Genomic DNA, 16,840 nt, shown 5'->3' on the forward strand with positions numbered 1-16,840 from the left:
GGATTTCCACTTTGAGGGCCAGCTCAGGTTGTTGTTTAAGCTTTTAAGAAATTATCAGCAGAGATAACGGTTTGATCGTAATTCTCGCGCCGGGGAGTGAGGGAGACACCGGCCATAAATGATGGAAGAATAATCAGAACCCCTGTCATCAGTTATCTGACAAAGGCACTTAAAAGGATCACCTGATGTATGATATTCAGCTGACTGAGCGGCGTTATCATTTGGATAAAAATCGATGACAATACCTGCTTTTTTAACCCATGAGTTAGGTAGTTGCTGTTTCAGCATAAGATCTGCCAGCATGACCGTATAACGGTGCCCTGTATCATTTATCAGATCAGAATTTGCACGGCTTATATACATGGGAAATGTAAACTTCACTGATTTAAGTCCCTGGCCAATTGAAAATTGTTTCAACAGGCCTATAGTCCAGAAACCCTTGTAATCGTTGTTTCGACTGACAAAACTGCCATTCAGAGAATGGCTAATTCCTTTGAGCTCTCTTCTTCGTGCCATCGACCATTCCTGGCTGTTTTTACGCGTTCTAATCAGTTATTGAAACAGTATCGGTACGGTTGGTCCATCCTTTAACGTTTGTCATCCTGCCTCATCTGCCGTTTCTGACGAATGACACGAAAGATGTAAAGAGCCACGCCACAAACCCGACCCGCATTCGACCCGTCTCCACCGATAATACAATACACGCAGGCTACGGTCAGCGCGGATAAGCCGGCGTCTGATCAATATCGCTTTGCCTGGCTGCCCAGGCCTGAGTTTCCGCTGGGCGCAGCGTCCGATTGCGGTTATGTTGAAGCTTCAAATCGTGACTGCAAAGGAACTCAGCATGCCCGAATTTTTCTTTTTCAGGAAAGGCCGTCAGCTGGTGGCTGCCGACCGGAAGGACACCGCGGCAGCCGAACGGCTTAAAGCTGACGGCTACCAGAAACAGTTTGAGGAAATTATCGCGCCAGATGCGGAAAGGGCGCTGATCAGACTGCGGGATATCCGTAAGGATGCCGCCGATCTTGAATACGGTTTTCTGACCGGCGGGATATTCGGTGTCGTCACCTTGCTGTTCCGTGAAAACCGGGTCAAAAAGATGAAATGATCGGCGCATCTCTGGCTGCGGCAGCGTCGCTTGACGACCGGATTGTGAGCAAAAAAAAACCGCCCCGAAGGGCAGTTTTTACTGAGGAGCTGACACGCATTAGCGCGTCGTGATCGTCAGGCCGGAACCGACAGCGCTTTCTGGCTGCGTGACCAGACGCGGTGTGCCTTCATCGCCTGGATAAAGTCCGTCATCAGGGCACCTTCTGCTTTATCAGCCTGAACAATGCCTTCTTCTTGCTCCGCTTCCTCCAGACCGAACTGCGCCTTGAAGCGACGGGCGTCGCCTGACAGGCCAATAACTTTCAGATGCTTGTAGGCTTCCAGCAGGAAGTAACGCGCATCACCGCTTAACAGCAGGGCGTCGATGTTGCCATCCGGCACGATCACCGCGTCGAAAGTCAGCGATGGCAGACCGGCGAAGGTGGCATCAATCGGCAGCACCGACCCATCATCGGCGCGTACCTGACCCATGTGCGAGGCCAGCAGTTTGGTATGCACGCCCACCGCTTTCAGTTCCTGCATAATCGACAGCACATCTGCCGCCTTCACGCCATCGCTGATCAGTAACGCAACCTGACGGCCCTTGATCTCACCATCCGGCGTGGCGTAGAGGCTCAGGCTGTCATCTTTGGTCAGGCCGTTAACCGCTTTTGGTGGCTGGATATTCAGCTGATCGGCGGTCAGGGCGAGTCCGAGATTATCCGCCACGCCTTTTGCCAGGCCGAGATCGATGCGTGCCAGATGATCAACCACCCGCTCACGGATATAGGCCCGCGCCACTTTGCTCAGCTCGAACGAGTAAGCGCCGATAATATGCTGCTGCTCGAACGGGGTCTGACTCAGCCAGAACAGGCGCGGCTGCGCATAGTACTCACCGAATGACGGACTGCGCTCGCGCACTTTGTGGCCCTCGATGCGCTCCTGATAGCTTTCAAAACCGCCACCTTCAGCGGCTGGCGGGGTTTCACGCGGCCAGTTATCGTTAATGGAGTTCGGCTCGTAGTTGGCCGGGTTGGTGTCGATATCCTGACGGTGCATCCCCTGACGCTGGAAGTTATGGTACGGACAGGTTGGACGGTTGATCGGGATCTCGTGGAAGTTCGGTCCACCCAGACGGCTGATCTGGGTATCGGTATAGGAGAACAGGCGGCCCTGCAGCAGCGGATCGTTGGAGAAATCGAGGCCCGGCACGATATGGCCTGGATGGAACGCCACCTGTTCGGTCTCGGCGAAGAAGTTATCCGGGTTACGGTTAAGCACCATCTTACCGACGATCTCTACCGGCACCAGCTCTTCCGGGATCAGTTTGGTGGCGTCCAGAATATCAAAATCAAATTTGAACTCATCCTCTTCCGGGATCAGCTGCAGGCCCAGCTCATATTCCGGGAAATCGCCCGCTTCAATCGCTTCCCACAGATCGCGACGATGGAAATCGGGATCGCGACCGGTCAGTTTCTGCGACTCATCCCACAGCAGCGAGGCTTTGCCCGCCACCGGCTTCCAGTGGAAGCGGACAAAGGTCGCTTTGCCTGCGGCATTAATCAGGCGGAAGGTGTGAATACCAAAGCCTTCCATGGTGCGATAGCTGCGCGGAATGCCGCGGTCAGACATCGCCCAGATGACGTTGTGCATGGTTTCCGGCTGCAGCGAGACGTAATCCCAGAAGGTGTCATGGGCGCTCTGGCCCTGTGGGATTTCGTTGTGCGGCTCGGGTTTGACCGCATGCACGAAGTCAGGGAATTTATGCGCATCCTGAATAAAGAACACCGGGGTGTTGTTGCCGACCAGGTCAAAGACGCCTTCTTCGGTATAAAACTTGGTGGCGAAGCCGCGAATATCACGCACCGTATCGGCGGAACCGGCACCGCCCTGTACCGTGGAGAAACGCACAAAAACCGGCGTCACCTGATTCGGATCGCTGAGGAACTGCGCCTTAGTCAGATCTTTTAACGAGCGGTAAGGCTGGAAATAGCCGTGCGCCGCTGAGCCGCGCGCATGCACGATGCGCTCCGGAATACGTTCATGGTCAAAGTGCGTGATCTTCTCACGCATAATAAAGTCTTCCAGCAGCGTCGGCCCACGCGAACCGGCCCGCAGCGAATTCTGGTCGTTGGCGATGCGGGTGCCCTGGTTGGTGGTCAGCGGGCTGTTGGTGCCGTTTTTACGGCTGGCGTTGAGCTGGTCGAGTTTGGCATTGTGAGTCTGAGGGGCTTTCAGGCTGCCTGGCGCGGTGGGTTGTTTGCCTGGCGGGGTGGGTTCGGCGGGTGGCTGATGCGAACCATCCTGAGGTGCCAGCGAACCCAGACCCGGTTCTGATGATTCCGGACCGGTGGTGGGGGCGCGGTGGCTCAGTTCTTTCTTCTCTGTTTCTTTCGACATTAATCCATGCTCCAGCGGTTATTTTACTTTCGACGACACTAAATATAGAACAACCTGACCCATGCTGGGGTTAAGGCGACACTTTAACTGCAATCGACGTGCTTATTTTTGACCGACTAAAATAGAACATTCATCTGTAAAGCACGCTGGCGTTTCGCTTATTACTGACCAACATTCACTATCTGGAGGCGGTTATGCTGAGTTATCTGTTCATTGGTGCGAATGACGTGGCGCTCTCTGGTCACTTTTATCGGGCAGTATTGCTGCCGCTGGGTTATCTCGCTGAGCCTGATGGCGAACAGCTGATCTTTTCGCTGCCGGAGGTGCCCGATCGGCAAAACGGGCCGGGTGCCGTCTATATTGCAAAGCCGTGGAATGGCGAAGCCGCACAGCCGGGTAATGGCCATATGGCGGGCTTTCGGGCGCCGACACGACAAATGATTGACGAGCTTTATGCGGCGGGCCTGCGGGCAGGCGGCACTGATGAAGGCGCGCCGGGCATTCGCGAGCGCTATAACCCGAATTTTTACGTGGCTTATCTGCGCGATCCGGCAGGCAACAAGCTGGCGCTGTTCTGTAACGATGATCCAGCCTACGCGTCGGTTTAATTGCTGTCGGGACGCATTCGCGATTGAAGTTGGTAATGTTATATCATAACATTGCAATTTGTTACTTCTATCGAGGATCGCGACGTTGGTAAATCATACAGTTAAGTGGGCGATGGCGCTGGGCGCGCTGTTCATCAGTCATCAGGTGGTGGCGCACGGCGGGCATTCGCACGGCAAACCGTTATCCGCCCTGGAGCAGAAAGCGGCGGAAGGGGTGTTCGCGGATGCTGATGTCAAAGATCGGCCGTTGTCTGACTGGGATGGCCTGTGGCAGTCGGTCTATCCGTTGCTGGAGAGCGGCGAACTGGACCCGGTATGGCAGAAGAAGGCGCAGCAGGATAGCAGCAAAACCGCCTCGCAGGTCAAAGCCTATTATCGCAAAGGCTACGCCACGCAGGTTGACACGATCGGCATTGAAAATGGCGTGATGGAATTTCACATCGGTGAGCAGGTCAGTGCCTGCCACTACCGTTATGCCGGCCACCAGATCCTGACCTATGCATCCAGAAAGAAAGGGGTGCGTTACCTGTTTGAATGCCCGGAGGCTGACAGCAAAGCGCCGAAATATGTGCAGTTCAGCGACCATACAATTGCACCGCGCAAGTCAGCGCATTTCCACATCTTTATGGGTAACCGTTCGCAGCAGGCGTTACTGGAGGAGATGGATAACTGGCCGACCTACTATCCGTATCAGATGACCAACGCGCAGGTTGTGGATGAGATGCTGCATCACTGATAGCTCGCTTCAGTCTCTGACAGACCCGCCCGTAACGGCGGGTTTTTTATGCGGGACAGGTCGCCACTCCCTGGCGTACAAAATCCTAAAGCGCTTCACTCAGATCTACTTCGAGGTGCGCCGACTGACTTTACCGCCTTTCCGGCCAGCTTCCCTGGCTCTTTCAGGATCGTTCTTGAAATTGCCTCCGCTGGCTTTGCCACCGGCACTTCCAGCTTCACTGGCACGGTCCGGGTCATTGGCAAAGTTGCCTGCACCACCCCGGTATTTCTGTTGTGTCATAGATAGGCCTCGTATCAGGTTCCGTAGATAAGAAGGACTAGCTAGTCACAGGGTTAAGTTTAGTTTGCCGGCTGGATTATGCCAGCTAAAGAGCAGGATGGCCGCCGATCGCGCGCTGCTAATCTGTTGATTCTATAGCTGAATAAGCGAAGCCTCAGCCAACCCAGACCGGCCGACGTGAGACAGGGATTCCCTTTACCACCTGCTGATACGACTCTTCTGTCAGCTGCTGGATCAGGCCCGCTGATAGCCCGTCGCCAGGGTAGACGGTGATCCAGTGGCGCTTATTCATATGGTAACCGGCGGTAATTGTGGCGTAGATCGCCCGGTGCAGTTCCGCCTGCTGCGGCTGGCATTTCAGGGTAATGATCGGCACACCCCGCAGCGTAGTCAGCAGTAAAAATACCTTTCCGCACACTTTATAAACCTGATGTTCCGGCCCAAACGGGTAACTGCACTCGGCGGCAGGCAGCCGCTCGGCGGTCTCAATAGCGATGCGCTGGATATCAGCACCCTGCATAGCGAATCTCCTTTTATCCGGTCATTGTCTGAAAGCCCGGCCTGACTGGCTGAGTCACTGAGGCCTGTTACACTTCTGATAAGCATAAATCAGGAGCAGACATGAAATTAGGCTTTGCATGTAAGTATCTCAACAGCGATGGCAAACAGTTTTTCCCGTTCCGCGCCACCACGCGTAAACGGTTTCTGAGTTTACCGCACGAGCAACGTAATCAACTGATTTATGAGATCTCCGTAACCAATCTCAACCAGCTTTATTTGACGCTGGAGCAGCTGGCAACCTTGCCGGAGCCATTAAGGATGATGCGCATCGGCAGCGATCTGCTGCCGCTCTATACCGTACCGGAAGCGACGCCGCTGTTTGAGGCATTTTTACCCGAGCTCTATCCACTGTTCGCCCGCTGCGGTGAGCTGGCGCGTGCGCATCAGATCCGGCTCTCGTTTCATCCGGGACAGTACACGGTGCTGGCGTCAGATAATCCCGATGTGGTCACCCGCGCGCTGCAGGATGTGGAGTATCACGCGCTCTGTGCCTGTCTGATGGGCTATGGCAAATCTTTTCAGGATTTTAAGATCAACATTCATATGAACGGTAAGGCAGGGTTCGACGGTTTTAAACGATCGTTCGGCCAGCTGAGTCCGGAAGCGCGGCTGATGCTGACGGTGGAAAACGACGAGATCTCCTGTTCGCTGGATGATGTCCTGCAGGCCGCGGCACTCTGTCCGGTGGTGCTGGATATTCATCATCACTGGGTGAAGGAGAACGCGTTTATCCAGCCTGACGATGCGCGGATCGCGCCGGTGATCGCCTCATGGCGCGGCGTACGACCGGTGCTGCACTACTCGATTTCACAGGAAGGGATTATTCCGCAACAGGGCTGGCCGGATCAGCAACAGCTGGGCGTATCGAAAAGCAAGCTGCGGGCGCACTCCGATTACTACTTCAATGCCACGCTCAATGACTGGGCGCTGTCGTTTCAGGCGTTCGACATCATGTGTGAAGTGAAAATGAAGAATCTGGCGCGGGAACAGCTCTACCAATGGGCGCAACAGCAGCAGCGGATAGCCTGACCGCAGCCGTTGAGTTTCCCCTTACCGCACGGGCAGTAAGGGGAAGCGACATCAGATAATCGCGACACCGCCGGTGACAGCAATGGTGGCGCCCGAAATATAGCTGGCTTCGTCGCTGGCCAGCATCACATAGGCCGGGGCCAGTTCGGCAGGCTGACCGGCCCGCTGCAACGGCACTTCACTGCCGAAATTTTTCACCTGCTCAACCGGCATGGTCGACGGGATCAGCGGCGTCCAGATCGGTCCGGGTGCCACCGCGTTGGCGCGGATGCCTTTATCAGCCAGCATTGCGGCCAGGCTACCGGACAGGTTGACGATAGCCGCTTTGGTCGCCGAATAGGGCAGCAGTTTCGGTTTCGGCTGGTCGGCGTTGATCGAGGCGGTATTAATGATCGAGCCGCCTGGCGGCATATGCGGTACGGCGGCTTTGGTGATGCGGAACAGGGCGTAAAGATTGGTTTTCATCGTCCGATCAAACTCGTCATCGCTGATCTCGTCCAGCGATTCGCGCGTCATCTGAAAAGCCGCATTATTCACCAGGATATTGATCTCGCCGAACGCCTCTACCGCTTTATCAACCAGAGCGGAGCAGTGAGCCGCTTCGGTAATATCGCCAGCGACCAGAACCGCTTTCTGGCCAGCCTCTTCAACCAGCCGGGCGGTATCCTGTGCATCTTCATGCTCATCAAGATAGGAGATCAGAACATCGGCCCCTTCGCGGGCAAATGCGATGGCGACAGCGCGGCCAATGCCGGAATCACCGCCGGTAATAATGGCTTTTTTCCCTTTCAGGCGACCGGAGCCCTGATAACTCTGCTCGCCATGATCGGGCTGTGGCTGCATAGCCGCAGTCTTACCGGGCGGCGTCTGTTGCTGTTCGGCAAAAGGGGGTTGCGGGCGTTGAGTCGATGACATGAATATTCCTCCATAAAAATCCGTTCGCGTAAAACAACCGGTCAGGGTTATACCGCGCGGTGTGGCCCTGACCGGCACGCCTGCGTCAGTTAAGGCTTCGGTGATGCAATGCCGTCAATCTGCTCTTGCTGCGCGCCCGAGCCTGGACGGGCGTTACCCAGCAGCGGCTCATCGCCAAGGATCTCCGGCTGCTGTTTGGCGCTGAACTGGCCGTGACCGTCGTAGGCCGGGCCATTGCTCCAGCGGCCTTCCGGCAGCGGTTTATCCAGTGAGGTGTTGAGACAGTAGTAAGAGTGCTCCTGCGCCTCATGCTCCTGCGGGAAGCTGTTCGGAATCGGCAGCGAGGCATTCAGGCCGCCCATCTCTTCGATCACCGCCAGCCATTGCTGCTGGTGCATGGTGTCGCGAGCAATCAGGAACGACAGGAAATCCTTCATCCCTTTGTCTTCCGTCATATTGTACAGGCGGGTCGCCAGCACACGGCCGGTCGCTTCTGCAGTCACGTTGGCCAGCATGTCAGCCGCCACGTTGCCGGAGGCGTAGATATGGCTCATATCGAAGGGAACACCATTGGCATTCACCGGCAGGGCCGCCAGACCGGAAGAGAGGATATGGCGCGGGTTCATGCCGCCCAGAATCGCATTGACCACCGGATCTTTCGCCGAGGCTTCCTGGTAAGAGAGCGGTGCGCCCTCAAGGTTAAGTGCCACCGCATAACCCAGCATTTCGATATGGCTGAGTTCTTCAGTTGCGGTAGAGATCAGCAGATCCCGAATCCGGGCATCGCCACGCGCGCCCATCGCCTGGAAAAAGTATTGCATCGCCACACGAATTTCACCTTCTACACCACCGATGGCTTGCTGTAACAGCATGGCAAATTCTGGATCTGGTTTCTCGACGCGAACCGGGAACTGGAGTTTTGATGAATGATGAAACATGATTATTTTCCTCGTCAGTGTTTACACTCGATGCAGGAAAAAGCCTGGACAGGGATAGCGAAAAAAGAAAGCGTAACGAGAGCAATTAACCGGGGAGTCAGGGGCGATAAGCGGCAAAAAAGCGGGAAAAGGCGATAAACTACTGGTCCATTAGTGACGGGAAATTAACCTGCCGGCAGGATGCTTATGGCCTGAAAAACGGGCGTAAAAAAGCCCCGCAAGCGGGGCAAATTCTGGGAAGGAAAAGCATCCGTGCTAATCAGTGATCCCTCACAACAGACACAGGATGGTTAGCTGTTACTGGTCGACGACGCGCTCTGCAGAACATGTTCCAGCGCCTGGCGATAAATATCCTGTTTAACCACGTCACGCTCACTTTCCAGGCGGTGAATCAGGCCCAGTACAACGTCTTTACCGGAAACGTGGGTTTTATATTGCGCGAGTTCAGCATGGACAGCTGCAATCACTTCTTTCTCGCTAGTGACCGGAGTGCCAGAGTTCATGAAGTATTCAGAAATCTGAGACTCTGTATTGATTGTCGTTTGCATATCAGGCCTCATCAAAAAGGGGGTCAGTGCGCCAGATCAGGTCCGGTTAACGGACGACGCAAAAAAAAAGAGCATCTGAAGGTGGAAATCCACGACACCTTCAGATGCGGTGCAATGCACCTTTCGTTACAAGTGACTTAACATCACGGCCTAAAGCTATACAAGAATGACAAAGTTGTACAACGAAATTCGCAAAATTTTATCTGGTCGGTGCTGTATCTTAAATGCATGTTTACAGGATTTAAACAAAATCCCTGGTTAATGTTGTTTATTTACAGCCTGTTGAAATTATATCGTCTCGCTTTCTGCGTTTTTTTTATCAAAATTTTTGTTCAGACCTTTTTGCTAAAGTCTGTACTTCTGCCGTCTTTTTCATGAAAACCTGTACAGGTTTAGCCAGGGAAAAGCGGCTCTCCTGACGCTGGCAGCGTTCACGATCGTTGCAATCCTGGCCGCCCGATCCCTGAGTCAGCATAATTCACTTCACACCCGTTACTCAGAAGGCTAAGGTTGAGCGCTTACTTAATCAGAAGGAGATGATCATGGTTAATGACTACTTTGCACTTCCGCCTGCGGGCATCACACAAGAACAACATAAGCGCACGGTGGCAGTGGCGGCTGCGCTGGCAGTAGCAAAAGAGTCGGTCAGCGCATCAACCTCGGCGACCGGTTCAAAAACGGCGTGGGATCTGCAGGCGGTCGCCAATGAAATCGCTAATCTGGCCGATGCGATTCAGGATGCCCTGGAGAGCGATAGCGAGGTATAAGCCTGCCGTTAACGTGCAGTCACCTTATGCCCGGCGGCTGGCGCGTTGGAGAGCAGGGGATACCCGGCAACGTCATCGCTGCCGGGTATTGGCTTATTCTATGGATGGTGGCTCATATTTAATGTACTGACGCAGGGTGTCATGGATCGCCCGATTATCCCCTTCATCCAGCCCACGATCGGCATATTCTTTCGCCAGCGCCGCCAGCACATCATCAAATTTACCCTTGTAATTGAGATTATTGAGTGCGATCTGCTGACCCAGGATCGCTTTTAATACGGTGGTCTCAACTTTCAACTGACGGACTTCGTTTTCAAGATGCGTGATGCGATTGTCGTCTGACATAACACCTCCATGATTAAAACCGCAGAATAACCATGCCACGCCGGATATTCAAACAACGGTGGCAGCAGAGAAACGTTGTCAGATTTTCCTTAAATCAGCATCATTCATTAGCCACGACGATTAATGTAAAACTCACGCCGCTCAGGTCATGCGGCGATAGTGACCACTTTCTGCTGAATATGACGTCAGGGTGAAAAAAAGCCACAAAAAAAAGTGCATTGTCTTCAACCCCTTCGCTTAAACCTTTTCCGTTACGCTTGATTAAAAGGGGGATTCGATATTACTGTGTTTATATACAGTTATCTGGAAAAGGAGTGAAATTGTGGAATTCATCAAACCTGCGGACCTCCGCGCCGTCATGCCATTACCGTTATATATCGAACGCATTCCCTGCGGCTTCCCTTCACCGGCGCAGGATTATGTCGAACAAAGAATTGATTTGAACGCACTGATGGTTCAGCGGCCAAGCGCTACCTATTTTGTCCGGGTCAGCGGCGAATCGATGATTGACGCAGGGATTAACGACGGCGACATGCTGGTGGTTGACAGTTCACTTACCGCCGCGCATGGCGATATAGTGGTTGCCGCCGTCGACGGTGAATTCACGGTTAAACGCCTCCAGCTTCATCCCTGCCTGCAACTGATGCCCATGAATACCCAATTTAAGCCGATCGCCATCAAAACCGAAGAGGCGCTTGAGGTGTTTGGCGTCGTGACGTTTGTTATTAAATCGACCCATTAATTATGTTCGCGCTGGTCGACGTGAACAGTTTTTATGCCTCGTGCGAGACGGTGTTCAGGCCCGATCTGCGCGGCAAGCCGGTAGTCGTACTGTCGAATAACGACGGTTGTGTTATTGCGCGCAGCGCCGAGGCGAAAAGAGTGGGCATCAAAATGGGCGCGCCCTATTTTAAAATGCGTGAGGAACTGACGCGCCATGCGGTGCAGGTCTTCAGCTCAAACTATGCGCTCTACGCCGATATGAGCCATCGGGTGATGACCATACTGGAAGAAATGGCGCCTTCGGTTGAGATTTACTCGATCGACGAAGCGTTTATGGATCTGACCGGCGTACGCAACTGCATGGCGCTGGAGACCTTTGCTCATCAGGTCCGGCAGCGGGTGCTGAAAGAGACTCATCTGACCGTCGGCGTCGGCATTGCGCCGACCAAAACGCTGGCTAAGCTGGCCAATTTTGCCGCCAAGAAATGGAGCAAAACCGGCGGCATTGTCGACCTGTCAAACCGCGAGCGGCAGGAAAAACTGCTGGCGCTGACGGATGTGACGGATGTCTGGGGCGTGGGGGGACGTATCGCTAAACGGCTGAAGGCGATGGGGATCGAGACGGCGCGGGATTTAGCTGCCCAGAGCACCTGGACCATCCGTAAACATTTTAATGTGGTGCTGGAGCGCACGGTCAGGGAACTGCGCGGTGAGCCCTGCCTGGAGATGGAAGAGTTTGTCCCGGTTAAACAGCAAATCATGTGCTCGCGATCGTTTGGCAGCCGTATCTCAGACTACCAGCAGATGCGCCAGGCGATCTGCGCCTATGCGGAACGGGCCGCAGAAAAACTGCGTCAGGAGAAACAGTATTGCCGACAGGTCGGCGTGTTTGTTCGTACCAGCCCGCACGCGGCCGGTGAAACCTTTTACGGCAATCAGTCCACCGGCCAGCTGCTGACGCCCACCCATGATACGCGTGACATTATTCGCGTGGCGATGACGTGCCTGGATAATATCTGGATAGAGGGGCACCGCTACATGAAAGCCGGTATCCTGCTGGGAGACTTCTTCAGTCAGGGCGTGGCGCAGCTTAACCTGTTTGATGAGGTTGCGCCGCGGCCTGACAGCGAGGTATTGATGCAGCTGGTGGATAGCATTAACCAGAGCGGCAGAGGCAAACTCTGGTTTGCCGGTCAGGGCATCCATAAAGAGTGGGCGATGAAGCGAGAGATGCTGTCACCGGCCTACACCACCCGACTGAGCGATTTACCGATAGCCGTGGTGAAGTGAATCGCCGTACCCGAACGTTTAGTCGCCCCCTAACCGCTGAAAAGCTTTTTTTATCACGCAGCGAAATTATTGCAGCGCTATCCTTTACCTGGCCCGACCAGTTGTTAGCTGATCGGGTGTATTGATAAAATATTTAGGTAAATGTGATGAACTTTAGACAATTTGAAGCCAGAATTAATCTTTGGCCTGCAATACATTTCACGGCGATAGTCAAAACCCGTCGCGATGATGAATATGAAATTTATGCGGTCGATGAGAACAATAATATAAAATCTCAGCTGTTTATCTGTTTTGCAGATAATGAGAACCATGCCAGCCTGCTGAATAAACAATTTATGCTGTGGCTGACCAAAATAAATAGTGAGCGGCGCAGGCAGCAAAAGGCCGATCGTCAGGCTGAGGCCACACTTTTTCCGGATAAATAACCGGCAGATTTTTTCGCTGCCTGAGAAAATAGTGCCGGACTGAAAGTGATAAATTGAGTAGCGATATTAACCATTGAGGTGATTAATTGATGGATCATCCGTCCGCGCGGCCGGTGAAAATAATCAGCGCGGTATACTTATTATCAGTGCCTGAGATACAATCCCCCGTTGATTTTACGGGAGCGCATTTTCCCCTGGCCGGTAATGATGATCACGATAGCCACAGAGCACAAAAACAAAGAGCGGGGCCGTCCCAGAGAGTTCAATATTGAACAGGCTCTGGATCAGGCCATGATTGTTTTTCGGCAAAAGGGGTATCACGCAGCATCGCTGAACGATCTGGGTGCGGCGATGAACCTCTCGGCAGGCAGTATTTATAAGGCGTTTAAAGATAAGCGCTCCCTGTTTCTGCAGGTATTTGAACGTTATCTGCTGTTGCGTAACGCCGAGCTACGGCGTCGGCTGCAGCCGCTTGACAGCGGGCGGGCGAAGATCGCTGAACTGTTGCAGTTCTATCTGGACTCAGCGCGCGCAGTAGAGGGACGTCGCGGCTGTCTGGTGGTTGCCAGCGCGATTGAATTACAGACGCTGGATGACGCACTGGCGCAACGCATCGGTCAGGTGGTGTCGCGCAATCAGGGCTTACTGGTCTCGCTGCTGGAGCAGGGGCAGCAGGATGGCTCCATCTCCGCCACGCTGGATGTTGAGGCCGCCGCCGGGCTGATTATCTGCCTCGCCTACGGGTTGCGGGTCGCGGGCAAAGTCAGGGATGTGGCCAATGAACAACAGACTCTCGCCCTGGCACTGAAAGTATTGGGTTGAAATTTCCCCGATTAGGAGGTGATCGCTTCCTAAAGTGGCCGTTAAACGGGCGTCAGTAATGCACGGCAAAAAAAAGCAAAAAGAGCAAAAAAGAAAAAGAGAAAGCGAGGGGACTCACCCGCTTAATCACTGGCGTGACCATTGCCGCCAGCCAGACGTCAGGGAGTAAGCAGTGACAGACGACGACCTAACCATCAATGATGAGATCCGTGCTCTGATAGGAAAAGTGGTCTCACGCCTTATCAGGCCAGATGAGCCGCTGAGTGTGCATGAAATTATCAACGCGCTGCACAGCCTGCGTGTTCGCTCTCCCGACCGGAATACACGCTTATCCTGCAGGAAAGCGATTCGTATTCTGGCGCGTAAACTTCACTAGCCCGGCCGTTTCCGGCCAGAGAAATCGCGTTCCGGCCTTTCCGATTACCCCGTAGTGTGCCAGGCTTCCTGCTCCATTATCCTGCGTAAAATATTAAGGCCTGTTTTGTGAAAACCTCTATCTTACTGACGCTTGTGGCAGCCATTGGTTGTTCCGTTTTTGCTGCCCGTGGCGGATTCGAAACCGATGCGGCGAAACATCCGTTGCACCAGAGCGTCACCGAAAACGGCGAACCAGTCGCTGAGTAGCAGGCCAGCCACGATGACCCTGACCGCCGTGCCCGGTGCAGCACCTGATGCTGCGGCACAGGGTGCCCTGAGCACAGCGAATCAGCGGCCGGAGAGGCACTTTTCTGGCTGTAGGACGGCATAAAGATGTCAGAGGGCGATAAGGTGGGGCGAGGCGGGCACCGGATGAGGTGCCCTCGGCTGAACGGCAGCCAGAGAAAAGGTTAACGGGTGTTTTTAAGTTCTACCGGTTCCTGTCCGGTCACCACCAGCCAGTTCAGCTCGGCGCGATCGCGGGTAGAGGCATTGATAAAACTTTTCAGCCAGTTGCGCGCATCAGCAATCTGCGCCACGCGATCGTCGTTACTCTCATTTTCAGCCATCTCACCCAACTGTCGGATCAGCGATACCAGCGTAATATCCTGTTGTTGAAAGGCCAGGTTAATGGCTGCTTCACCAAGAATCATATGTCCGGTTGATTTATCGTGAAATACCATGGGTAACCTCCTGAGTGAAAACGTAAATAACACAATAATTATTCTAGTAAAAAACAGCCTGAACGAAAGGTTACTAACCCAGGGCAGAGACTATTAAAACCATCAGGAAATAAAATGAACTTTTTTTAATCGCTTTAAATGGCTGATATTGTTCTGAAAGAAACGTCGCTGCTTTTTTTATCGCACCGGGGGAATGAATGAGAGTGGTAAAAAATTGCGGATGTGCCTGAAATTCAGATAAGCGAAGGGGCAACCAGCGGACGTTATTTCAGCTGAATGCCCGGGTGAGAAAGGGTGAGACAGCCGCGCAGACGAGGCATATCCTCAGCGGCGGGGTTATTTCGGCAGCCAACAGGCAAAAATAAAGCCGCACAGCGGCGGCTTTATAACGGGATGGCCAATAATTATTTATTTGGCACTTCAGATACGGCTTTGACGTCAGCTTTATTAATCTGTTGCTTCACGCCATTGGCATCTTTATACGCCAGCAGACCGGCATCTGATTCAGACGGTTTGCCGTCACTAATAATGGTACGGCCGTCATTGGTGTGAATAGCGTAACTGGTACGGGTGCAACCGGTTAATACGGTCATACCGATCAATGCAGCAAGAGGTAAAATCAGCGCTTTTTTCATCGTATTCACCTTTATTAGTTGTCGAGTTCACTCATGTTACTAATTTCATTGCGATTGATTTGCTCAGTTTTGCCTGTCTGAGCATCGCGATAGGACACCAGACCGGTATCATCATCAATTTGTGGCTTACCATCGGTGACAATAGTGCGGCCATCAGTAGTCTTAATCGATTGGTTAGACGCGCAACCTGCCAGCGTACCTAAACAAAGTGCCAGCAACGCGACCGCTGACAGAGATTTCATTTTCATTTTTTCTTCTCCTTGAAGTGAATCCAGACGTATACAGCATAGACGCCTTTATCATTTTTGCTGGCCCTGCTGCGCTTCGTTGCGCGATTTTTAATCAGAAACCGGCGTAACAGGGAATAATCGCGCTGCTGCCGCCGGGATATAGCATTTATTGCCAACGAAACGTGCCGCGCAGAATATTTCTTCACTCGGTTAAATCTTACGCAAATAATCCGCAGGCCAGAGGTTTGACCAGTGGAATAATAGTGCTGCCGTTGCCCACGTTGTGCCGCCAGCGTCAGCTATGCTTGATGAGGGAGGTGATTATGTGTGGACGATTTGCGCAGTACAGCAGCCGGAATGACTATTTCGATGCGCTGGCGATTCCTGAAGATGAGATTATTTACGATCCGCAGCCGATCGGACGCTACAACGTTGCGCCCGGCACCCGGGTGCTGGTACTGAATCAGCGTGACGACCAGCTGCAACTAGACCCGGTGCTGTGGGGGTACGGTCCCGACTGGTGGCATAAGGCGCCGCTGATCAATGCGCGCAGCGAAACCGCCGCGCAGGGGCGTATGTTTAAACCCTTGTGGGCGCACGGTCGGGCCGTGGTGCCGGCAGATGGCTGGTATGAGTGGCAAAAGCACGGCAGGCAAAAGCAGCCGTGGTTTATTTATCATCGCCAGAAGCAGCCGCTGTTCTTTGCCGCCATCGGTAAAGCGCCTTATGACCGTGAGCATGGCAAAGAGGGGTTTGTGATTGTCACCGCCGCCAGCGACAAAGGAATGGTGGATATTCACGATCGGCGGCCGCTGGTGCTGGCTGCCAGTGCCGTGGCGGAGTGGTTAAGCCCGCAGACCACGCCAGAGCGGGCGGTTGAGATTGCGCAGCAGGCGGCGCTGCCGGAACAGGAATTTGCCTGGCATCCGGTAAGCCAGGCGGTGGGCAATATTCATCATCAGGATGCCAGTCTGATTGCGGAAATTGATGACCCGGTAGCCTGATGCGCTACCGGGTCGGAGCGTGAAAATCACGCGTGGCGATGAACCGTACCGATCGGTCAGACGGTTCAGCAGGCAGAGCCGTCAGAGCAGCGAGTCTTCCCCGGCTTTGGCGGCCGCTTTCTCGGCTTTCATCGCATTGATCGGATCGGAGGCGCTCAGCCAGCGATCGAATTTCTGGTAGGTGTCGATAAAGGTTTTAAAGTAGCTGCTGGCTATGGTGGCGTTCTCTTTGTGGTTCATAAAGGCCACCGCCAGTTTAAACGCATCTTCGTTATCAAATTTCATTTTTGTCTCCCTCGCTTCAGATCTATAGAGCGTAGCCTGATTAAGCCGCGCGTGCATTCAGACAACCGGCTGATAAACCGCAATAAAGCACCTCAATGTCAGCTGTCG

Annotated in this window: 23 protein-coding genes; 10 read left to right on the top strand and 13 right to left on the bottom strand. The window is 53.6% G+C overall.

The genetic code is table 11. The features are described 5' to 3' along the window. Positions 1-54: 54 nt before the first annotated feature. The 3 genes from ACX3P5_RS08005 to katE all read right to left on the bottom strand — a co-directional run bounded on the left by ACX3P5_RS08005 (position 55) and on the right by katE (position 3,489). On the bottom strand, positions 55-516 hold the full coding sequence (locus ACX3P5_RS08005) for a hypothetical protein (RefSeq protein WP_233984436.1): 462 nt from the start codon (positions 514-516) through the stop codon (positions 55-57). Positions 517-715: 199 nt separating this feature from the next. Then, positions 716-1,117, bottom strand: a complete 402-nt coding sequence (locus ACX3P5_RS08010; protein ID WP_458968520.1) for a hypothetical protein — start codon at positions 1,115-1,117, stop codon at positions 716-718. 107 nt (positions 1,118-1,224) lie between these two features. Further along, the gene (gene katE, locus ACX3P5_RS08015; RefSeq protein WP_233984434.1) at positions 1,225-3,489 is read right to left on the bottom strand and encodes a catalase HPII; all 2,265 of its coding nucleotides are present in this window, start codon (positions 3,487-3,489) and stop codon (positions 1,225-1,227) included. Between the two features lie 194 nt (positions 3,490-3,683). Between katE and ACX3P5_RS08020 the strand changes: the two genes are divergently transcribed. Then, positions 3,684-4,097: a VOC family protein gene (locus tag ACX3P5_RS08020; RefSeq protein WP_233984433.1), complete on the top strand. Its 414-nt coding sequence runs from the start codon at positions 3,684-3,686 to the stop codon at positions 4,095-4,097. An 85-nt stretch (positions 4,098-4,182) separates the two neighbouring features. Next, complete coding sequence (gene zinT, locus ACX3P5_RS08025) at positions 4,183-4,833, top strand: metal-binding protein ZinT (RefSeq protein WP_458968521.1); 651 nt, start codon at positions 4,183-4,185, stop codon at positions 4,831-4,833. Between the two features lie 105 nt (positions 4,834-4,938). Here zinT and ACX3P5_RS08030 read toward each other — a convergent pair whose 3' ends face one another. Further along, positions 4,939-5,115: a con-10 family general stress protein gene (locus tag ACX3P5_RS08030; RefSeq protein ID WP_031377378.1), complete on the bottom strand. Its 177-nt coding sequence runs from the start codon at positions 5,113-5,115 to the stop codon at positions 4,939-4,941. A 154-nt stretch (positions 5,116-5,269) separates the two neighbouring features. Further along, positions 5,270-5,635 carry an MmcQ/YjbR family DNA-binding protein gene (locus ACX3P5_RS08035; protein ID WP_458968522.1) on the bottom strand — a complete coding sequence of 122 codons (366 nt, stop codon included), beginning with the start codon at positions 5,633-5,635 and terminating at the stop codon, positions 5,270-5,272. A 101-nt stretch (positions 5,636-5,736) separates the two neighbouring features. On the opposite strand from ACX3P5_RS08035, the gene ACX3P5_RS08040 reads away from it, so the two are divergent. Continuing rightward, entirely contained in the window at positions 5,737-6,705 is a 969-nt protein-coding gene (locus tag ACX3P5_RS08040; protein ID WP_336755115.1) for an apurinic/apyrimidinic endonuclease family protein, read from the top strand. Between the two features lie 51 nt (positions 6,706-6,756). On the opposite strand, the gene ACX3P5_RS08045 is transcribed toward ACX3P5_RS08040, so the two are convergent. From ACX3P5_RS08045 to ACX3P5_RS08055, 3 genes are all read right to left on the bottom strand, one after another. Next, positions 6,757-7,620 carry a glucose 1-dehydrogenase gene (locus ACX3P5_RS08045; protein ID WP_336755116.1) on the bottom strand — a complete coding sequence of 288 codons (864 nt, stop codon included), beginning with the start codon at positions 7,618-7,620 and terminating at the stop codon, positions 6,757-6,759. Positions 7,621-7,709: 89 nt separating this feature from the next. Further along, positions 7,710-8,558, bottom strand: a complete 849-nt coding sequence (locus ACX3P5_RS08050) for a manganese catalase family protein (protein ID WP_233984429.1) — start codon at positions 8,556-8,558, stop codon at positions 7,710-7,712. Positions 8,559-8,848: 290 nt separating this feature from the next. Beyond that, entirely contained in the window at positions 8,849-9,106 is a 258-nt protein-coding gene (locus ACX3P5_RS08055; RefSeq protein WP_458968523.1) for a biofilm development regulator YmgB/AriR family protein, read from the bottom strand. Positions 9,107-9,648: 542 nt separating this feature from the next. Between ACX3P5_RS08055 and ACX3P5_RS08060 the strand changes: the two genes are divergently transcribed. Beyond that, positions 9,649-9,873, top strand: a complete 225-nt coding sequence (locus tag ACX3P5_RS08060) for a hypothetical protein (protein ID WP_094121380.1) — start codon at positions 9,649-9,651, stop codon at positions 9,871-9,873. Positions 9,874-9,966: 93 nt separating this feature from the next. On the opposite strand, the gene ACX3P5_RS08065 is transcribed toward ACX3P5_RS08060, so the two are convergent. Continuing rightward, positions 9,967-10,218 (bottom strand): hypothetical protein, encoded by a 252-nt coding sequence (locus ACX3P5_RS08065; protein ID WP_094121381.1) that lies wholly within the window; start codon positions 10,216-10,218, stop codon positions 9,967-9,969. 322 nt (positions 10,219-10,540) lie between these two features. Here ACX3P5_RS08065 and umuD point away from each other — a divergent pair, with 322 nt between their 5' ends. From umuD to ACX3P5_RS08090, 5 genes are all read left to right on the top strand, one after another. Continuing rightward, positions 10,541-10,960 (top strand): translesion error-prone DNA polymerase V autoproteolytic subunit, encoded by a 420-nt coding sequence (gene umuD, locus ACX3P5_RS08070; RefSeq protein WP_458968524.1) that lies wholly within the window; start codon positions 10,541-10,543, stop codon positions 10,958-10,960. 2 nt (positions 10,961-10,962) lie between these two features. Further along, on the top strand, positions 10,963-12,231 hold the full coding sequence (gene umuC, locus ACX3P5_RS08075; protein WP_233984427.1) for a translesion error-prone DNA polymerase V subunit UmuC: 1,269 nt from the start codon (positions 10,963-10,965) through the stop codon (positions 12,229-12,231). A gap of 146 nt (positions 12,232-12,377) precedes the next feature. Then, a complete protein-coding gene (locus ACX3P5_RS08080) occupies positions 12,378-12,656 on the top strand; it encodes a hypothetical protein (RefSeq protein WP_233984426.1) in 279 nt (92 codons plus the stop codon). Positions 12,657-12,863: 207 nt separating this feature from the next. Beyond that, positions 12,864-13,478 (top strand): TetR/AcrR family transcriptional regulator, encoded by a 615-nt coding sequence (locus ACX3P5_RS08085; RefSeq protein ID WP_233988182.1) that lies wholly within the window; start codon positions 12,864-12,866, stop codon positions 13,476-13,478. Positions 13,479-13,961: 483 nt separating this feature from the next. Then, entirely contained in the window at positions 13,962-14,102 is a 141-nt protein-coding gene (locus tag ACX3P5_RS08090) for a hypothetical protein (protein ID WP_293000984.1), read from the top strand. A 203-nt stretch (positions 14,103-14,305) separates the two neighbouring features. Here the strand turns inward: ACX3P5_RS08090 and ACX3P5_RS08095 are convergent, their stop codons facing one another. From ACX3P5_RS08095 to ACX3P5_RS08105, 3 genes are all read right to left on the bottom strand, one after another. Then, positions 14,306-14,578 carry a hypothetical protein gene (locus ACX3P5_RS08095; RefSeq protein WP_233984424.1) on the bottom strand — a complete coding sequence of 91 codons (273 nt, stop codon included), beginning with the start codon at positions 14,576-14,578 and terminating at the stop codon, positions 14,306-14,308. A 404-nt stretch (positions 14,579-14,982) separates the two neighbouring features. After that, entirely contained in the window at positions 14,983-15,213 is a 231-nt protein-coding gene (locus ACX3P5_RS08100) for a YgdI/YgdR family lipoprotein (protein WP_031377364.1), read from the bottom strand. A 14-nt stretch (positions 15,214-15,227) separates the two neighbouring features. Next, positions 15,228-15,461: a YgdI/YgdR family lipoprotein gene (locus ACX3P5_RS08105; protein WP_233984423.1), complete on the bottom strand. Its 234-nt coding sequence runs from the start codon at positions 15,459-15,461 to the stop codon at positions 15,228-15,230. Between the two features lie 305 nt (positions 15,462-15,766). On the opposite strand from ACX3P5_RS08105, the gene ACX3P5_RS08110 reads away from it, so the two are divergent. Beyond that, positions 15,767-16,447, top strand: a complete 681-nt coding sequence (locus ACX3P5_RS08110; RefSeq protein WP_233984422.1) for an SOS response-associated peptidase family protein — start codon at positions 15,767-15,769, stop codon at positions 16,445-16,447. Between the two features lie 81 nt (positions 16,448-16,528). Here ACX3P5_RS08110 and ACX3P5_RS08115 read toward each other — a convergent pair whose 3' ends face one another. After that, positions 16,529-16,732, bottom strand: coding sequence for a hypothetical protein (locus tag ACX3P5_RS08115; RefSeq protein WP_031377361.1), 204 nt, complete (start codon positions 16,730-16,732; stop codon positions 16,529-16,531). Between the last annotated feature and the right edge of the window lie 108 nt (positions 16,733-16,840).

The sequence above is a fragment of the Pantoea sp. S-LA4 genome (assembly GCF_054482835.1).